This window comes from Comamonas sp. JNW (assembly GCF_003105075.1).
Classification (GTDB): domain Bacteria; phylum Pseudomonadota; class Gammaproteobacteria; order Burkholderiales; family Burkholderiaceae_C; genus Comamonas; species Comamonas squillarum.
This window is the reverse complement of sequence record NZ_QETI01000001.1, coordinates 160,291-174,523: the sequence shown is the minus strand read 5'-3', so window position 1 is coordinate 174,523 and position 14,233 is coordinate 160,291. Positions and strand designations below refer to the sequence as shown.

General features: G+C 66.3%; 14 protein-coding genes. All 14 read right to left on the bottom strand.

Annotated features, from left to right (window positions below):
* Positions 1 to 5: 5 nt before the first annotated feature.
* The 14 genes from DCO45_RS00770 to DCO45_RS00705 all read right to left on the bottom strand — a co-directional run bounded on the left by DCO45_RS00770 (position 6) and on the right by DCO45_RS00705 (position 14,170).
* Positions 6 to 1,436 carry a sigma-54 dependent transcriptional regulator gene (locus DCO45_RS00770; protein ID WP_116924063.1) on the bottom strand — a complete coding sequence of 477 codons (1,431 nt, stop codon included), beginning with the start codon at positions 1,434 to 1,436 and terminating at the stop codon, positions 6 to 8.
* Between the two features lie 45 nt (positions 1,437 to 1,481).
* A complete protein-coding gene (locus tag DCO45_RS00765; protein WP_116924062.1) occupies positions 1,482 to 3,326 on the bottom strand; it encodes a TadG family pilus assembly protein in 1,845 nt (614 codons plus the stop codon).
* Positions 3,327 to 3,340: 14 nt separating this feature from the next.
* On the bottom strand, positions 3,341 to 3,844 hold the full coding sequence (locus tag DCO45_RS00760) for a TadE/TadG family type IV pilus assembly protein (protein WP_116924061.1): 504 nt from the start codon (positions 3,842 to 3,844) through the stop codon (positions 3,341 to 3,343).
* Positions 3,841 to 4,392 carry a TadE/TadG family type IV pilus assembly protein gene (locus tag DCO45_RS00755; protein WP_116924060.1) on the bottom strand — a complete coding sequence of 184 codons (552 nt, stop codon included), beginning with the start codon at positions 4,390 to 4,392 and terminating at the stop codon, positions 3,841 to 3,843. The genes DCO45_RS00760 and DCO45_RS00755 overlap by 4 nt, the downstream gene beginning before the upstream one ends.
* A gap of 23 nt (positions 4,393 to 4,415) precedes the next feature.
* The gene (locus DCO45_RS00750; RefSeq protein WP_243419202.1) at positions 4,416 to 4,859 is read right to left on the bottom strand and encodes a DUF3613 domain-containing protein; all 444 of its coding nucleotides are present in this window, start codon (positions 4,857 to 4,859) and stop codon (positions 4,416 to 4,418) included.
* Between the two features lie 18 nt (positions 4,860 to 4,877).
* Positions 4,878 to 5,897 (bottom strand): hypothetical protein, encoded by a 1,020-nt coding sequence (locus tag DCO45_RS00745; protein ID WP_133247963.1) that lies wholly within the window; start codon positions 5,895 to 5,897, stop codon positions 4,878 to 4,880.
* A 2-nt stretch (positions 5,898 to 5,899) separates the two neighbouring features.
* Complete coding sequence (locus DCO45_RS00740; RefSeq protein ID WP_116924058.1) at positions 5,900 to 6,889, bottom strand: type II secretion system F family protein; 990 nt, start codon at positions 6,887 to 6,889, stop codon at positions 5,900 to 5,902.
* Between the two features lie 89 nt (positions 6,890 to 6,978).
* Positions 6,979 to 7,965, bottom strand: coding sequence for a type II secretion system F family protein (locus tag DCO45_RS00735; protein WP_116924057.1), 987 nt, complete (start codon positions 7,963 to 7,965; stop codon positions 6,979 to 6,981).
* Positions 7,962 to 9,287: a CpaF family protein gene (locus tag DCO45_RS00730; RefSeq protein ID WP_116924056.1), complete on the bottom strand. Its 1,326-nt coding sequence runs from the start codon at positions 9,285 to 9,287 to the stop codon at positions 7,962 to 7,964. Before DCO45_RS00730 ends, DCO45_RS00735 begins: the two co-directional genes overlap by 4 nt.
* 8 nt (positions 9,288 to 9,295) lie before the next feature.
* On the bottom strand, positions 9,296 to 10,759 hold the full coding sequence (locus tag DCO45_RS00725) for a pilus assembly protein CpaE (protein ID WP_116924055.1): 1,464 nt from the start codon (positions 10,757 to 10,759) through the stop codon (positions 9,296 to 9,298).
* A 4-nt stretch (positions 10,760 to 10,763) separates the two neighbouring features.
* On the bottom strand, positions 10,764 to 12,158 hold the full coding sequence (locus tag DCO45_RS00720) for a type II and III secretion system protein family protein (RefSeq protein ID WP_116924054.1): 1,395 nt from the start codon (positions 12,156 to 12,158) through the stop codon (positions 10,764 to 10,766).
* A gap of 98 nt (positions 12,159 to 12,256) precedes the next feature.
* Complete coding sequence (gene cpaB / locus DCO45_RS00715) at positions 12,257 to 13,294, bottom strand: Flp pilus assembly protein CpaB (RefSeq protein WP_116924053.1); 1,038 nt, start codon at positions 13,292 to 13,294, stop codon at positions 12,257 to 12,259.
* Between the two features lie 125 nt (positions 13,295 to 13,419).
* Entirely contained in the window at positions 13,420 to 13,974 is a 555-nt protein-coding gene (locus tag DCO45_RS00710) for an A24 family peptidase (RefSeq protein WP_232539362.1), read from the bottom strand.
* 10 nt (positions 13,975 to 13,984) lie between these two features.
* The gene (locus tag DCO45_RS00705; protein ID WP_116924463.1) at positions 13,985 to 14,170 is read right to left on the bottom strand and encodes a Flp family type IVb pilin; all 186 of its coding nucleotides are present in this window, start codon (positions 14,168 to 14,170) and stop codon (positions 13,985 to 13,987) included.
* Positions 14,171 to 14,233 lie beyond the last annotated feature (63 nt).

Genomic DNA, 14,233 nt, shown 5'->3' with positions numbered 1-14,233 from the left:
AAGGGTCACAGGGGCAGGTGGTCATTGGCATGCGTAGCGGCCGGTGCCAAGGGCACGAGCGGCTCGCCGTCCGAGATCTGGTATTTGCGCATCTTCTCCCACAGCACCTTGCGGCTGATGCCCATCTGCTGGGCGGTGTTCTGGCGCTTCCAGCTGTTGGCATGCAGCGCTTCGATGATGCGGTTGCGTTCTTCCTGGTCCCAGTTGCCGCGCTCGGCCAGCAGCGGTCCGGCCGCAGCGGTCTCCAGCGGAAAGGTCGCCGCCGACAGGCTCTGGGCCTGCTGCAAGAGGCGATCGGTGGCGCCGCCGGCATGCCAGTCCTGGGTCTGGCGGGCGGCTACGCCAATGCGCTCGGCGAGGTTGCGCAGCTCGCGCACATTGCCGGGGAAGTACATCTGCGCAATCGCATCGAGAATGAACATCGGCGGCCCGCCCAGGCGCTCCATCATCTCCTCGCCCACTACCTTGCGCAAGATGCTGTTGAAGATGGCCAGCTTGTCGGCCTCGCCCCGCTCTTCGAGGCTGGGCATCTGCAGCTCGATCACCGCCAGGCGAAAGAACAGATCGGCGCGGAAGCGCCCGGCATGCACCAGCTCGCGCAGCGATTTGTTGGTGGCCGCCACCAGGCGGAAATCCAGCGCCACCGGAGACGTGGCGCCCAGCCGGGTGACCGTGCGCTCTTCGAGCACGCGCAGCAGCTTGACCTGCTGGTAGAGCGGCAGGTCGGCGATTTCATCAAGAAACAGAGTGCCGCCATTGGCCTGCTCAAAAAAGCCCTTGTGCGCCGTCACCGCACCGGTGAACGAGCCCTTGGCATGGCCAAAGAACAGCGACTCAAAGAGGCCGTCGGGGATCGCGCCGCAGTTGACCACGACAAAGGGCCCCTGGCCGTAGTGCGTGTTGCGCTCATGCAGGCGTTCGGCCACGCGCTCCTTGCCGGTGCCCGTCTCGCCAAAGATCAGCACGCTGTGCTCGCAGTCGGCAAAGGTGTCCACATCGCGCAGCAGGGCCAGCATGCACTCGGCCTCGGCGATGATGTCGTCGCCCCGCGGCTGCTTGTGCTTGGTGCTTTGCAGCCGCCGCACAATGCGCACCAGCATCGCGCGCAGCTCGGCGCCGGTAAAGTCAAAGGGCAGCACATGGGAGTACTCGGTGGCATAGGTGCCCGGCCCTTCGCCACGCGGCTTGGCGCTGACCCACAGCACCGGCATGCCGCCAAAATTGCCCTCGATCCCCTGGCGCGTAAAGCGCGCACCTTCCAGCACCGACACACTCACCACGGCAATGGCGTTGCCCCCCTGCGCCACCACGGGCGACAGGTTCAGGCCATCGGCGCGCACCACGTCCACATCCAAGTTGACCATGCAGCGCTCCACGCGCTCTGCAATGTCCGCTTGGCCTTCCCAGACGTAGATGACCAAATCGTTCTGATTCACGTTCTATTCCCTCGGTTCTTCATGTCGCTGCGCTCACTCCTGTCTTCATTGCACGATCTGGGCGGTATCGCACTGGATGCCCAGCAGATCCACGCTGGCGCGGCCCAGCTCGATGCCCAGGCCTTGCAGCAGCAGGTCCAGCGCGCCGCCAATGGTGTTGAGCAGGGGCGCTAGCAGGGCGCTCACGACCGTGACGATCACATTGAGCAGCGCATTGAGCCCGCCGAGCAAACCGCCCAGCAGCCCGCCAAGCAGGCCGCCCAGCACGCCGTAGTACTCGGCGTTTTGCACATCCCCCACCAGTGCCGGCACCTGCTTCAACAAATTGCTGACTGTTGTGCCAAGCCGCAGCCCATTGGGGCCGCTGGAGCGCTCCACGTCCACCTGCATGCCGACCAGGCATTCGTCCACATTGCTGCTGTTGTAGGGGCAGGCCTGGGCATTGGGCGGCGATGTGTAGCTGGCGCCTTGCAGCAGCGACGTAGACAGCTTGCTTTGCACGCGCAGCCCGCCCAGCAGGTTGAGCAGGTTCAGGTCCACCAGCTCGGTCTTTTGGCAAACGCCATTGGCATTGAGCTGGCCAATGCAGACGTCACCAATTGCCGAGCGCACGGAGATATTGGCCCGCCGGTCATTGCGGGCGGGGGTGCACTGGATGGCTTCGAGCGTGCCGGTGCTTCGCACCAGATCGACCTGAATGGGGATGTGCACGCGGATACCCAGCAGGTTACCCAGCAGTGCAGTGAGCAAGCCGGGCGTGCTGACATTCTTTTGCTCACCGATGTTGACGGTCAGGCGCACCTGGGCGCTGCGCGCCTTGGTCTGGCCATTGGCCGGGCCGATGGCATTGCGTGGCGGCTCCACCACGGTGATGTTGGCGTCCAGAATGCCCGGCAGCCCCAGGCCCAGCGCCACGCTGTTGGTGCCGTTGGCAGCGACCAGGTGGGTGCGCACCAGGTCGCCCAGGCCGATGGCGGCATCGAGTCCCGCGCCGATGGGCGAGGCAGCGCCCCCTGCGGAGATGACGGCCAGCAGGCCCTTGTCACCGCCCAGCGGCAGCTTGATGTTGGCAAGCTGAAAGGCCGCCAGGTAGGCGCGCAGATCGACCAGCGCAGCAATGTCGACGCCGGCATTGAGCAGGCTGTCGCTGCCGGCATTGATCGCCGCGTCGATCAGGTCGATCACCGAGGCATTCACATTGGCCAGGTCATTGGGGGTGAGCAACGCCAGGTCGTTGACGCCAATGGGCAGGCCCAGCACCTTGAGCAGGCCCGAAGGCGTGATCTTGGCATTGGCGATGCCGTCCTTGTCGAGGATGGTGAGCCGCTGGATATCCAGCCCCACCAGCGCGGTGATGCGGCCCAGCAGGCCATTGTTGTTGAAGCGCAGCAGCTGCGAGCCGATCGAGAACGCGGCCACCGGCTCGCTGTCCTTGGCGGCGGTCGCAGCCGCTGCCACCAGGCGCGAGCCCACAAAGGGCAGCAGCTGCAGCACCTCGCCTTGCAGCTGCACGCGCACCGCGTTCATCGGGCTGCTGCCCAGGCCAAAGCGCAGCGCATCGGCCTTGCTGCTGTCCCAGTGGCCGCAGTCGATGCGGCGCTGCTCATTGTCCAGCGACAGGCGTAGCTGGGTGGTCACGCTTTGGTTGGCTGCCGCCTGGCCGAGCCCGCAGGTGGCCGAGTTGCCATAGGTGATGGCATTGACCGCTTCGAGCGCGGCCACATCGGCGATGCGCTGCAGATCGCGTTTGGCGTAGTACATATAGCCAATCTGCACAGTGCCCAGCAAGGTGACCAGCACCGCGGCGAGCAGCGCAAACTGCAGCAGCACGGCGCCGCGCTGGGCCAAGGGCAGGGCGCGTTGGAGGGATAGGGGGCTACAGGCGGACATGGTGCAGATCCTCCTTACAGCAGCGATGCAAAGTGCACCACGCTTTTTTCATAGAGCTGCCGGGGCTCGGTGACCCACACGCTCTGCGTGCCAAACAATGGCGCGAGCTGGTAGCGCAGCTCAAAGGTGGCGCTGCCGGTGCCTGTGCTGGGGCAGGCCGCTTGCCACTGGATGGGGCTGACCGTGAGCTGGTCGGCCACGGTACCGGGTACGTCACTGCGCTCCAGGCTGGAGCGCACCGATTGCAGCACCCGCAGCTGGATGGTGGCGCGGTTGGCTGCGGCCTGCGTGGGGTGGCAGGGGTCGCTGACCCCCGCTGCCAGCACACCCAAAATGGCGCGCGCGCCATCTCCTGCTGCCCGCGTGAGCGACTGCTGCGCCTGGAACGCCCGCCAGTACACCGTCAGGCCCAGCAGCATGACGATCATGAAGACCGCAATCAAGGCAAACTCGATGGCCGCGACGCCACGCTGCGGTCCCGGTGCGCCTGCGCAGCGGCTGGTGCAGGGCTGCTTCATAGCATCCTCCTGTCAACCAACAAGCTGGCCTGGGCCTGCAGGCTGGCCGGCAGTATGAGACCCAGCCCCGGGATCGCCGGCGCAATCGCGCCCTGGCGGTAGTTGGCGATGCGGTAGCTGACCAGCACCAGGCAAGGGGTCTCGATATTGCAGTCGAGCGCGGGATTGAGCGCAGTGTCCTGGTTGCAGGCAGTGTCTGCCAGGTGGCAAAGGGTGAAGTCGATATCGCCCTCGGCGGGCCGCAGCTCGGCGGGCAGCCAGCTGAGCGCATTGGCCGTGGTGCGGCGCGCCTGCAAGCTGCGAAAGGCCCAGGTGGGCGGGTTGCTGCCGATGATCGTGGAGCTGGGGTAGCGCAGTGCCGCCCGGGCGCCTTCTTCGACCGCGTACTGCATGGACTGGCGCACCAGAAAGGTGAGGCCATAGCAGACGATGCCGTAGAGCAGCACAAAAAACACCGGGAAGATGATCGCCCACTCCAACGCATATACCCCGCGCTGCTGGCGCGAACGCCTGCAGCGGTGCATGAACGGGGTGGGGTGCGGGCGCATGGCGGGCTCCTGGGCGGTAAGTGTTACTGCTTCACATCCATGCCGGTCTCAAAGCGCTCGGGGATCTTGGTCTCAAAGCTCTTGAGGTAGCGCTGGTAGCTGCGGCTGGCCTGCTCGCCATCGATGGCGCGGGGGTGTACGCCGGGCGATGCGGTCTGCATGGCCAGCAGGCGCTCGGTGGCGTTGCCGATGATGATCGGGCGGCTGCGCCAGATGACGGGGTTCTCCAGCGAAGGATTGCTGTTCTCCGTGGCCAGCGGAATATAGGGCTGCGTGGCGGGCGAGGCGCGCTCGGCGATCTCCACCACATGCGCTGGCCGTGTCATCTCCAGGCTGGGCACCTCGGCTTGGACCGATGCCACGGCGCGGCTGGATTCGGCACGCACCGCGGTGACCGAGAATCCCGCACAAGCAGCAAGGCCCAGCAGCACGGAACGCCAGGTGGGGAGAGAAAGGGACTGAGACATGAGTTACTCCTGGTGGTGCTAAGGCGCAATGGGGCGTGCCGGGGTATTGGTGATGTGCGGGCTGTCGTTGCCAGCGGCTGTGCTGCGCAAGGCCGTGGGCACGGCAGGCCCAGGGCCGGCAGCAGGCCCTGCAGATGGCGTTGCAGCCGGCGCCGCGATCGGGTCTGTAGCCACAGCTGGAAGCGGGCTGACCGCAAGTGCTGCGCCGTCCACCAAGGGCGCCGCCGCAGCCGGTACTGGCGCTGGCAGCTCACCCCCGTTGCGCCGGCGCATGGCGGTTTGCACGGTCTGCAGTTGGGCCTGCAAGGTCTGCATCGAGTTCGCGTCGATCAGCGCGGGCACATTCTTGGTGGCGGGCTGGCTCAGGCGTTGCAGCAGTTGCGAGGCCTGTGCCTTCTGGTCGCTGGCCATCAGGTAGAGGGCCAGGTTGAGCTGCACCCGGGCATTGCCCGGGGCCAGCTGCGCTGCCTGCAACACTGGCAGATGGGCGGCCTCGGTCTGGCCGTCCAGCATATGGGCGTAGGCCAGGTCGCTCAGCACATCGGCATCAATGGGGTTGATCTGGCGCGCCATCTCGAGTTGCGCAATGGCATTGGGGTACTGGGCCTGGCTGGCATACAGCAGGCCCAGGCCGCGCCGCGCGCGGGCCACGGTGCTGCTATCGGGGTCGGCCAGCAGCGCCTGGTAGCCTTGCTCGGCCAATGGGCCCTGGCCGGTATTGCGCAGTGCATCGGCGCGCATCAGCCGGATCTGCGGCTGGCTGCCGTACTGGCGCTCAAAGGCCTGCGTATGCGCCAGCGACGCATACCACTGGTTGGCCTGCTGCATCTGGCGAATCAGGTTCAGATAAGTCTGCTGCGGATCGATCTGGGTCAGCTGCGCGGCCTTTTCCATTTGCTGCTGGGCTTGGGCTGCCGTGCTTTGTTCGGCGGCGCCATAACCTTGCGGGCCTTTGGAGGCGCAGCCGGTCAGCAGCGCAGCGGCCAAGGCCAGCAGCGGCATCGAACTTGTTCGGGTGTTGCTGAGGTGATGGCGCATAGTTATTTCCCTCCTATCGCCGACAGTGAGCGGATCACCGCGGTAAAGCCAGGCCCTGCGGTAATCACGATCAAGGCGGGCAGCAAGGTCAGCACCATCACGCCGGTCATCTTGACCGTGATCGTGCCGATCTTTTCCTTGAAATTGGCCTGGCGCTTCTCGCGCAGGCGCAGGCTGAACTCGCGCAGCGGCTCTTGCACTGCGCCGCCATGCCGGTCCACCTGCACCAGCAGGTTGACCACGGCACTCATGTCGTCGTCCGCGCCCAGCATCGCCAGGCGCTGCAGCGACTGCTCACGCGTGCGGCCCGAGCTGTAGAGCCGATTGGCCAGGCCCAGCTCGGCGCTCAGCACGCGCAGCACACTGCCAAACTCAGAGGCCAGAATATGCAGGCTCTGGTCAATGCTCAGGCCCACGCCCTGCAGCAGGCGCAGCAGGTCAACAAACAGGGGTAGTTCTTCGACGACTTGCTTGCGGCGTGTCGTTGCCTTGGAGCGCAAAATCCACTTGGGCAGCATCAGGCCCAGGCTGAAAGCTACAAAGCCTTGGAACACGGCGGTGGTGCCCTGTGGCTCGAAAATTAGCAGCGCCAACACAGGCAGGGCCAGGCACAGCAAGATGCGGCTGGTGACAAATGTGAAGGCGCCACGTGCCATCTCGATGCCTGCCTGCTCCATGAGCTTGCGGTCCTCGTCCGCAAACAAGGCCTTTGCCAGTCCGGTGTCCAACCAGGCAGGCGGCTTGAGACGATCGATCATCTGCTGGGCCGCTTCTTGCTCACTTTGCGATGCGGAGCTTGGCAGCGCTTGCAGCCCGGGTATGGGGAAGGGTTGAATCACCGCAGCTGTCGCCTCGCGCTGCCGCAGCAACTGCGCGACGCGCAACTCGGTGCGTTCGCTGCGGTGCTGGCGCAGCAGCAGCCTGCCTGCGAGCATCAGCAGCCCCAGCGCAGCCAGCACCAGGCTGGCAATCCACAGTTGATCGCTGGTCATCGGCAATCCTCCGTGCAGCAAACAGGCTCTGGAGGAGGCGAATAACGGCGGTCGTTCAGGAATGTGGGTCGAGACATCAGTCGGACTCCCTATTTCAGGCGTGCCAGCCGGTACAGCAGAAAGGAGCCAAATACTTCCAGGCCTGCTGCGATAAAGATCATTTTTTGGCCGGTACTGTCTTGCCACAGCCGCAGGAAGTAGCCCTGGTTGAGCAGCATGATCAAGCTGCCCACGATGATGGGCAACAAGGCCAGGATCCAGGCTGAAAGACGCACCTCGGTCGAGAGGGAATGGAGCTCGCGCTCGGCCGATTGGCGGTCGCGGATATAGGCGGACACACGTTCGAGCACCTGGTCCACCCGGCCGCCATAGCGCGTGCTCATGCGGAAGACGGCAGCGAGCAGCCCGAACTCGGCCAGTTTCCAGGTGCGCTCCAGCTGAGTCATCGCCTGGCCCAGATCGGGCGAGACGCTGAGGGACGCATTGACATGCTGCAAGGCGCTGCCCAGCGGCTCGGGCACATTGCCGCTGGCAAACTGGAAGGCGGCGTGGGGCGAGTTGCCGATGGAGATCAGCCGCACCATATTGTCCAGAAAGCCCGGCAGCAGCGAGAGCATCTTGGCGCGGCGCTTGCTCACCCGGTGCCAGATGCCAAACCAGGTCAGCAGCGCATAGACGGCCAGCACCATCAGGCCCAAAAGTGCGCCGGCCTGCATCGCAATCAGCATGGCCAGCACGACGCCCACTGCAGCAATCATGGCCAGACCCCGTGGCGTAATGCCCCAGGCGCCATAGCCCAGATGGTCATACAACCATTGCCGTGCCGAGGCCGAGGCCGAGGGCGTGAGCGCAGCAGGCAAGGCTGCAGAAGCTCTGGGGTCGGCTGCCATGCCCGGCATCGGGGCGGCGGCTGAGGGGGCCAGCAGATCGCGCTGGATATCGCGGCTGCGCTGCATATGGCCGGCAATCGATTGCCGGGCCTGCTGCTGGCGCGCACGGGAGAACAGCCACAGCGCCAGGGCCAGCAGCGCGCAGGCGAGGGCGGCGATGACCAAAACGACTGGGTGGATGTTCATCGCTGTCCTCCGCCGCTGCCGGCCTGCTGCTGGCCCCGCCACCAGGCCAGCAATTTGGGCGAATGCGGCGAGATGCCCATGGAGATCCAGTGGTCCTGCTCCTGGCCGTCGGGGCCGGTCTGGGCCTCGTAGCGGTAGAGCTCCTGGGTGGAGATCATGTTGTCCGTCATGCCGGTCACCTCGGTCAGCGACAGCAGGCGCCGGCGGCCGTTGGAGAGGCGGCCGATCTGCACGATAAAGTCCACCGCATTGGCAATCTGGCGGCGCAGGCTCACTTCGCTGCCCTGAAAGCCGGCAAAGCCGGCCAGCATCTCGGCGCGGTAGAGGCATTCGCGCGGCGAGCTGGCATGGATGGTGCCCATCGAGCCATCGTGGCCGGTGTTCATCGCCTGGAGCAGCTCCAGCACTTCGCCGCTGCGCACTTCGCCAACGATGATGCGATCGGGCCGCATGCGCAGGCTGTTGACCAGCAGGTCGCGGATGCTCACATGGCCCGAGCCATCGAAGCTGCCCGGGCGGCTCTCCAGCCGCACCACATGGCTGTGGTTGAGGGCGAGCTCGGCGGTGTCCTCAATGGTCACGATGCGCTCGTTGCTCGGGATAAAGCTGGCCAGGGCGTTGAGCAAGGAGGTCTTGCCCGAGCTGGTGCCGCCGCTCACCAGGATGTTGCAGCGTGCCTTGACGGCCATCTCCAGAATGCGGCAGATGTCTTCGCTGAAGCTGCCCAGCTCGACCAGGTCTTTGGGCGTGAGCGGGTCCTTGCGGAACTTGCGGATCGAGACCGTGGGGCCGTCGATGGCCAGCGGGCCGATGATCACATTGATGCGGCCGCCATCGGGCAGGCGGGCATCGACCATGGGGCTGGATTCGTCCAGGCGCCGCCCCAGCGGCGCCAGAATGCGCCGCACAATGCGCAGCACATGCTCGTCGTCCTTGAAGTGCGAGGCTTCGCGCTCGAGCATGCCGCCGCGCGAGACATAGATGTCGCGGTAGCCATTGATGAGGATGTCCTCGACGCGCGCATCTTCCAGGAGCGGCTGCAGCGGGCCCAGGCCGGTGAGCTCACGGCTGAGCGCCTCGGCCACCTGGCGGGCCTCTTGCTCATTGACCGGCACCGCATGCAGGCGGATAAAACTGTCGAGCTCGAGCTTCACAAACTGCGCAATCGCCGCCTGGGACCAGCGGCCAAACTCCGCCCCCAGCTCCTCAATGCGGCTGAGCAGGTGCTCATAGGCATGGTTCTTGAGATCGGCAAGCAGCTGGGCATGCTGCAGGTTCTCGCTGGCAGCGGCGGCGGAGTTGGTGTAGTCCGTGGTCGTCATGGTGGTTTTCAGTGTCCGCGCAGGCGCTGGAGAAGGTGTTGCAAGGGCCCGGCCGCGCCGCTGCGGTGGCCCACACGCTGTGGATGGTGCGCGGCCAGCAGCTGGTCGGCGAGCTGGCCGACCGCCTTCACATAGGGCTCGCTGCGGCGCTGTGCCTGCAGCAGCAGGCCCCGGTTGACCTCCTGCATCAGTGGCCGGCGGCGCTCGGGAATGCTGCCAAGCAACGGCAGTTGCAACTGCGCCGCCATGTGGCTGGCCGCCAGCTCCAGCCGGCTGTCATGGCGGTTCACAATCAGCTCGATGCGCTCGGGTGCAATGCCGATGGCCTGCAGTTGCTGCAGGAGCTCGGCAGTCCAGACCACGCTGGCCACGCTCTGGTCGCAGACCAGCCAGATCTGGCTGGCCTGGGGCAGCACCTCGGCCAGCACCGGCAGGGGCGTGTCTGCGCCCAGGTCCAGCACCAGGTGCTCAAAATACTGGCCCAGGCGCTGGACCAGTGCGTCGATCTCTCCGGCCGCTGGCAACGCGGCATGGCGGGGCATGGTCAGCAGCCGCAGGCCGCTGGGGTGGCGCGACAGCGCGCTGGCCGCCATGCGCTTGTCCAGGCGCCGCTGCTGGCTGAGCGCATCGGCCAGGCTGAACTCGCCCGGGGTGTTGAGGTAGATGGCGCAGTCACCGCCGGAAGCACCCATGTCCAGCAGCAAGGCATGCAAGCTCTGCCCATCGGCGGTGTGGCTGGCTGGCACAGCAGCCTTGCCGCTGCGCGCAGGGCTCAGGCCCTCCTGCAGATGCCAGGCCAGGTGCGATGCCAGCAGGCTGCAGCCCAAGCCGGCCCGGGCCGAGAGCAGTGCGGTGATGGGCGCGGCATCGGCACGGCGCTGGTCTACGGCAGCGGGGCGGGCCAGCAATTGGCTCACCACTCGCTGGGCCGGGTCCAGCGGTGCATCCAGATCCAGAAAATCCTGCACGCCGGCGCGCAATGCTGCCAGCAGGCATGGGGCGTCTTGTGCATGGCCAATCGCCAGGCGCGGGATATGCGGAAAGGCCTGCTGCAGCTGGGCCACCAGCGCAGTGGCCGCATCGACATTGGCGCTGTCAAACTGCACCAGCACCGCCTGGGGCTGCAGCTGCTGCACTTGCTCGGCCACCGTATACAGGCTGGGAGCGACATGGGGCTGGGCGCCGCCCAGCAGCCGCTGCATCCAGGCCAGCGCCAGCGCGCCCTGCGGCGCGGGCGCCTGCACCAGCAGCAGCGGCAGCGGCAGCGGCACGGTGGCCGGGCTGTCGCCTGCGGGGTTGGCGGTGGCAGGCACTGGGGTCAGTGAAGTTGGTACGGCGCGCAGGGCCGGGCGCTCGCTGGCATCGGCCGGCGCAGGCCGGGCCTGCCCGGGCCTGGGGGTGAGCAGGTCAGCCAGCGAGGGGCTCTCGGGCGCGGAGCCTGCGCTGTGGGGGGCGAGCGAGTCCTTGTTCATGGCATCAGTACGAAAAGCCGGGCAGGGGGGAGTCGGCATAGGGCGCGCCTACCGCATACGGTGCCCAGACGCGGCCCGCATTGGGCAGCTCCTGCTGCGCGCCCGGCAGCAGTGCCTCCAGGTTGGTGCCGGCGGGCAGCGGCTGCACCAGGCGGGGCGTGACGATGATCACCAACTCGGTCTCTTCCTGCGAGTAGTTGAGGTTCTTGAAGAAGGTGCCCAGGATGGGCAGGTCACCGAGCAGCGGCACCTTGTTGACATTGGACAGGGTCGAGCGGCTGACCAGCCCGCCAATGACAAAGCTCTCGCCATCGGCCAGCTCGACAAAGGTGTCGGCACGGCGGGTGCGCAGCGCGGGCACCGAGATGTCATTGATCGTCACGCCCTGGGTGTAGTCCAGGTCGCTGGCCTCAGGCGCCACCTTGAGGGCGATGCGCTCGTTGGACAGAATGGTCGGCGTCAGCTGCAGCTTGACGCCAAACTCCTTGTACTGGATGGAGATATTGTTGCTGCCGCCGCTGGGCACGGGGATCGGGATCTCGCCACCGGCCAGAAAGCTTGCGGTCTGGCCGCTGTGGGCCACCAAGGTAGGTTTGGCGAGCACGCGCGCCAGGCCATTGCCTTCGAGAAAACCCAGCTGCGCAGTAATGCCCCGGCCGCTGAAGGCCCGGCCAAAGCCGAGCACCAGGTTCATCGCACTGGCAATGGCTGTCGTGCCATTGTCGCTACCACCGCTACCGCCGCTGCCGCTGGAAGAGCCACTGCTGCTGCCATTGCTGCCCGGGGTGTAGACGCCGAACTGGAAGCCATGGTCATTGGCCCCGCCGCTGTTGAGCTGCACGCCCGCGCGCCGCATGGCCGATTTCTTGAACTCCACCACCTGCACATCCACCTGCACGGTATTGCTGCGCACATCCACCTGGGCGCGGTCGGTCAAGGGCGTGCCTTTGGGCGCAGTGGCCGCCAGTTCTGCCGAGGCGCGCGCGTGCTCAGGGAGGGACTGGAGGCGGCGCTCCAGCAACAGGCGCGGGCCACTGACCACAACGCTCCAGGTCTGCGGTTCGCCCTGGCTGGGCCAGACCATCAAGGTGGTGCTGCCAGCGGCCTTGGGGGTCAGCAGCAGCTCGGCCGGGCGGGCAGGGCGCGGGGCGGCAGCCTTGCCAGCGGCGGGCTTGCCGGTCTGGGGCAATTCGCCCAGCACCTGCACATCCAGCACGGCTGGGTCGCCAATGGCGATGCGTGCAATGGCAATACCGGGTTTGAACAGCTGCTGCTGGCCTTGCACCAGCGCCAAGGGTTGCACGCTCAGGGCAGCGGGGGCCACAGGCTGGGCCTGCACGGCCAAGGTGCTGGCCAGCAGCGGCAGCCAGGCGGCGGATGCGAGTGCGGTGGTTCTCATAGTCGGTTCCCTCGTCTGTCTCGTTCTGGTTCCGGGCCTTGCGGGCCCGTGTGCGCCTGTGTGGCGCGGTCAACCGGGGCTGACAACCCCGGCAGCCATCAATAACGTACGGTCTGCACGCTCGCGCCTTGGTAGACCTCCAGCGTGCGTGGTGGCGCCAAGGGCGCGGCCGGCGCTGGCGCCCTGGCCTGCGTGACGGTGGCAGGGCGGCGCACTGGCTTGCTGTCGGCGCCGGTTGCCAGGTCCTTGAAGCGCAGGCCGGCAAAGGAGCGGTCCATGCCCTGCAGCTCCTCGCCCTTGGCCAGCTTGCCTGCTACCGGCTGCAGCACCGTGGGCAGCGCGGCAAACAGGGCCGGGTCGGGCACGCGGCTGTCATCGGGGTGGCGCAGCGCCAGGCTCAACTGGCCGTATTTCTCGGCCAGGGTCAGGCGCTCCACATCCTGCAAAGGCACGGCCAGCACGGCGGTCGCGGCACTGCGAGCCGCCTGGGCATCTTGCGTATTGCGCCGCGCCGCATTGCCGCTGCTGCCGGTCTTGGCGGCCTCTTGCTCTTCCTGCTGGCGCTGGGCCTGGGTGAGCGGGGGGTTCTCGACACTGGCTGGGCCATAGGCCAGCACCCGGGTGCGTGCCAGCAGCAGCCGGGTCTGGCTGTCCACCTCCGCCGCGTCGGTCTTGCCATCCAGCGTAAAGAACACATCGACAAAATCGCCGGGCCGCACATGGTGGCCAGCAGCCATGGCCTCGCGGATACCGACGGACACCGCGCGTTGCCCGGGCTCGACCTGCAAGGCCAGGCCGCTGATCAGTTGCTGCTCAAAGAGCGGTGCATCGGGCGCCAGCGCCATCGTGGTGGTGCGGCCCAGCAGAGCATCGGTGTTGGAGAAGCTGGAGGCCACGGCGACTGGCAACTGCGCGATCTTGAGGTCGTCTGCCACCAGGCGCTGGCCTGCCGCTATGGGCTTGGCAGCCACCACAACGGCAAAGGTGGGCGCCGCTTGGCTGGCAGCACCGCTGCTTGGCGCCGTGGTCGGTGCCACCGGCCGATTGGCTGTCTGGCGGCCCAGCAGCAAGGCGCCCAGGCCCAGGGCCAAGGCCAGGACCAGCAGCAGGCCGGCCAGTATCTTGGTGAGGTTCATGGTTGAGGGCTCCTAGAGGTTGAACGCGGCATATGCTTTGCTGTCGCGGCAGCGTGTGCGGCCCAGGGGGCGACAGCAAAACACATGGGAGGTGGAGGTGAATAGAGGTGCATGTCAGCAGTCCTTCAACCCTGGAAAGGCACGGAGTTGCGCATCATCAGCACGATCGCCACCAGCGCCATATAACCGGCATAGGGAATGCTGCGCTGGGGGCCACGAGGCCGGTCGTTGGCAGGCGCATCTGCACCGGCTGCCAGTACGGGCTGCAGCAGGGGCAGTCTGGCCAGCAGCAACGCGCCTTGGGGGCTGCGCAGCAGGCTGCGGCACCCCAATACGACCATGCTGTGCAGACCGGCAAGCAGGCTTGCACCCAGCCAGATGGCCAGCAGATAGGGGGACAGCCCAAACCACAGGCCAGCGACCGCCGCAAACTTGACATCTCCGGCGCCCATCCAGCGGATGGCGTACAGGGGTAGCAGCGCGACAAAGGCCACCGCCATACCTGCCAGGCCTTGCCAGGCCAGCATGTCGAACGGCTGTGCACCTCCGAACAGTGCTGCCAAGCCTGTGGCCAGGCCCAGCAGCACCATCCAGTTGCGCACCTTGCGGCTGCGCAGATCCATGACTGCTATGGCGACGAGCCACAGCAGCAGGATCCAGGTGAAGGCAGTGGTAGTCACGTTGAGGCGCTCAGGGAGCTGCGGTGCCGGAGGCAGTCAGGGCAGTACCAATTTTCTCGAAAACCACTTTCAGCTTGGTACCGATATCGGTCAATGCCACCAGCAGACCGACGGCAATCAGCCCTGCAATCAACCCATACTCAATGGCGGTCGCGCCTTCTTCATCGTTCCAGAAGTTCTTGATGATGTTGGTCATGATGCTCTCCATTTACATAGCCCAGCTGAAAAACAGTGGCAGGCGTGGGCAAGCGCCTGTCGC

What these genes read in the sequence shown, in the direction of transcription:
- DCO45_RS00765 (WP_116924062.1), bottom strand. Translation starts at nt 3,326, where the DNA reads ATGTCCGCCTGTAGCCCCCTATCCCTCCAACGCGCCCTGCCCTTGGCC.
- DCO45_RS00760 (WP_116924061.1), bottom strand. Translation starts at nt 3,844, where the DNA reads ATGAAGCAGCCCTGCACCAGCCGCTGCGCAGGCGCACCGGGACCGCAG.
- DCO45_RS00755 (WP_116924060.1), bottom strand. Translation starts at nt 4,392, where the DNA reads ATGCGCCCGCACCCCACCCCGTTCATGCACCGCTGCAGGCGTTCGCGC.
- DCO45_RS00750 (WP_243419202.1), bottom strand. Translation starts at nt 4,859, where the DNA reads ATGTCTCAGTCCCTTTCTCTCCCCACCTGGCGTTCCGTGCTGCTGGGC.
- DCO45_RS00745 (WP_133247963.1), bottom strand. Translation starts at nt 5,897, where the DNA reads ATGCGCCATCACCTCAGCAACACCCGAACAAGTTCGATGCCGCTGCTG.
- DCO45_RS00740 (WP_116924058.1), bottom strand. Translation starts at nt 6,889, where the DNA reads ATGACCAGCGATCAACTGTGGATTGCCAGCCTGGTGCTGGCTGCGCTG.
- DCO45_RS00735 (WP_116924057.1), bottom strand. Translation starts at nt 7,965, where the DNA reads ATGAACATCCACCCAGTCGTTTTGGTCATCGCCGCCCTCGCCTGCGCG.
- DCO45_RS00730 (WP_116924056.1), bottom strand. Translation starts at nt 9,287, where the DNA reads ATGACGACCACGGACTACACCAACTCCGCCGCCGCTGCCAGCGAGAAC.
- DCO45_RS00725 (WP_116924055.1), bottom strand. Translation starts at nt 10,759, where the DNA reads ATGAACAAGGACTCGCTCGCCCCCCACAGCGCAGGCTCCGCGCCCGAG.
- DCO45_RS00720 (WP_116924054.1), bottom strand. Translation starts at nt 12,158, where the DNA reads ATGAGAACCACCGCACTCGCATCCGCCGCCTGGCTGCCGCTGCTGGCC.
- cpaB (WP_116924053.1), bottom strand. Translation starts at nt 13,294, where the DNA reads ATGAACCTCACCAAGATACTGGCCGGCCTGCTGCTGGTCCTGGCCTTG.
- DCO45_RS00705 (WP_116924463.1), bottom strand. Translation starts at nt 14,170, where the DNA reads ATGACCAACATCATCAAGAACTTCTGGAACGATGAAGAAGGCGCGACC.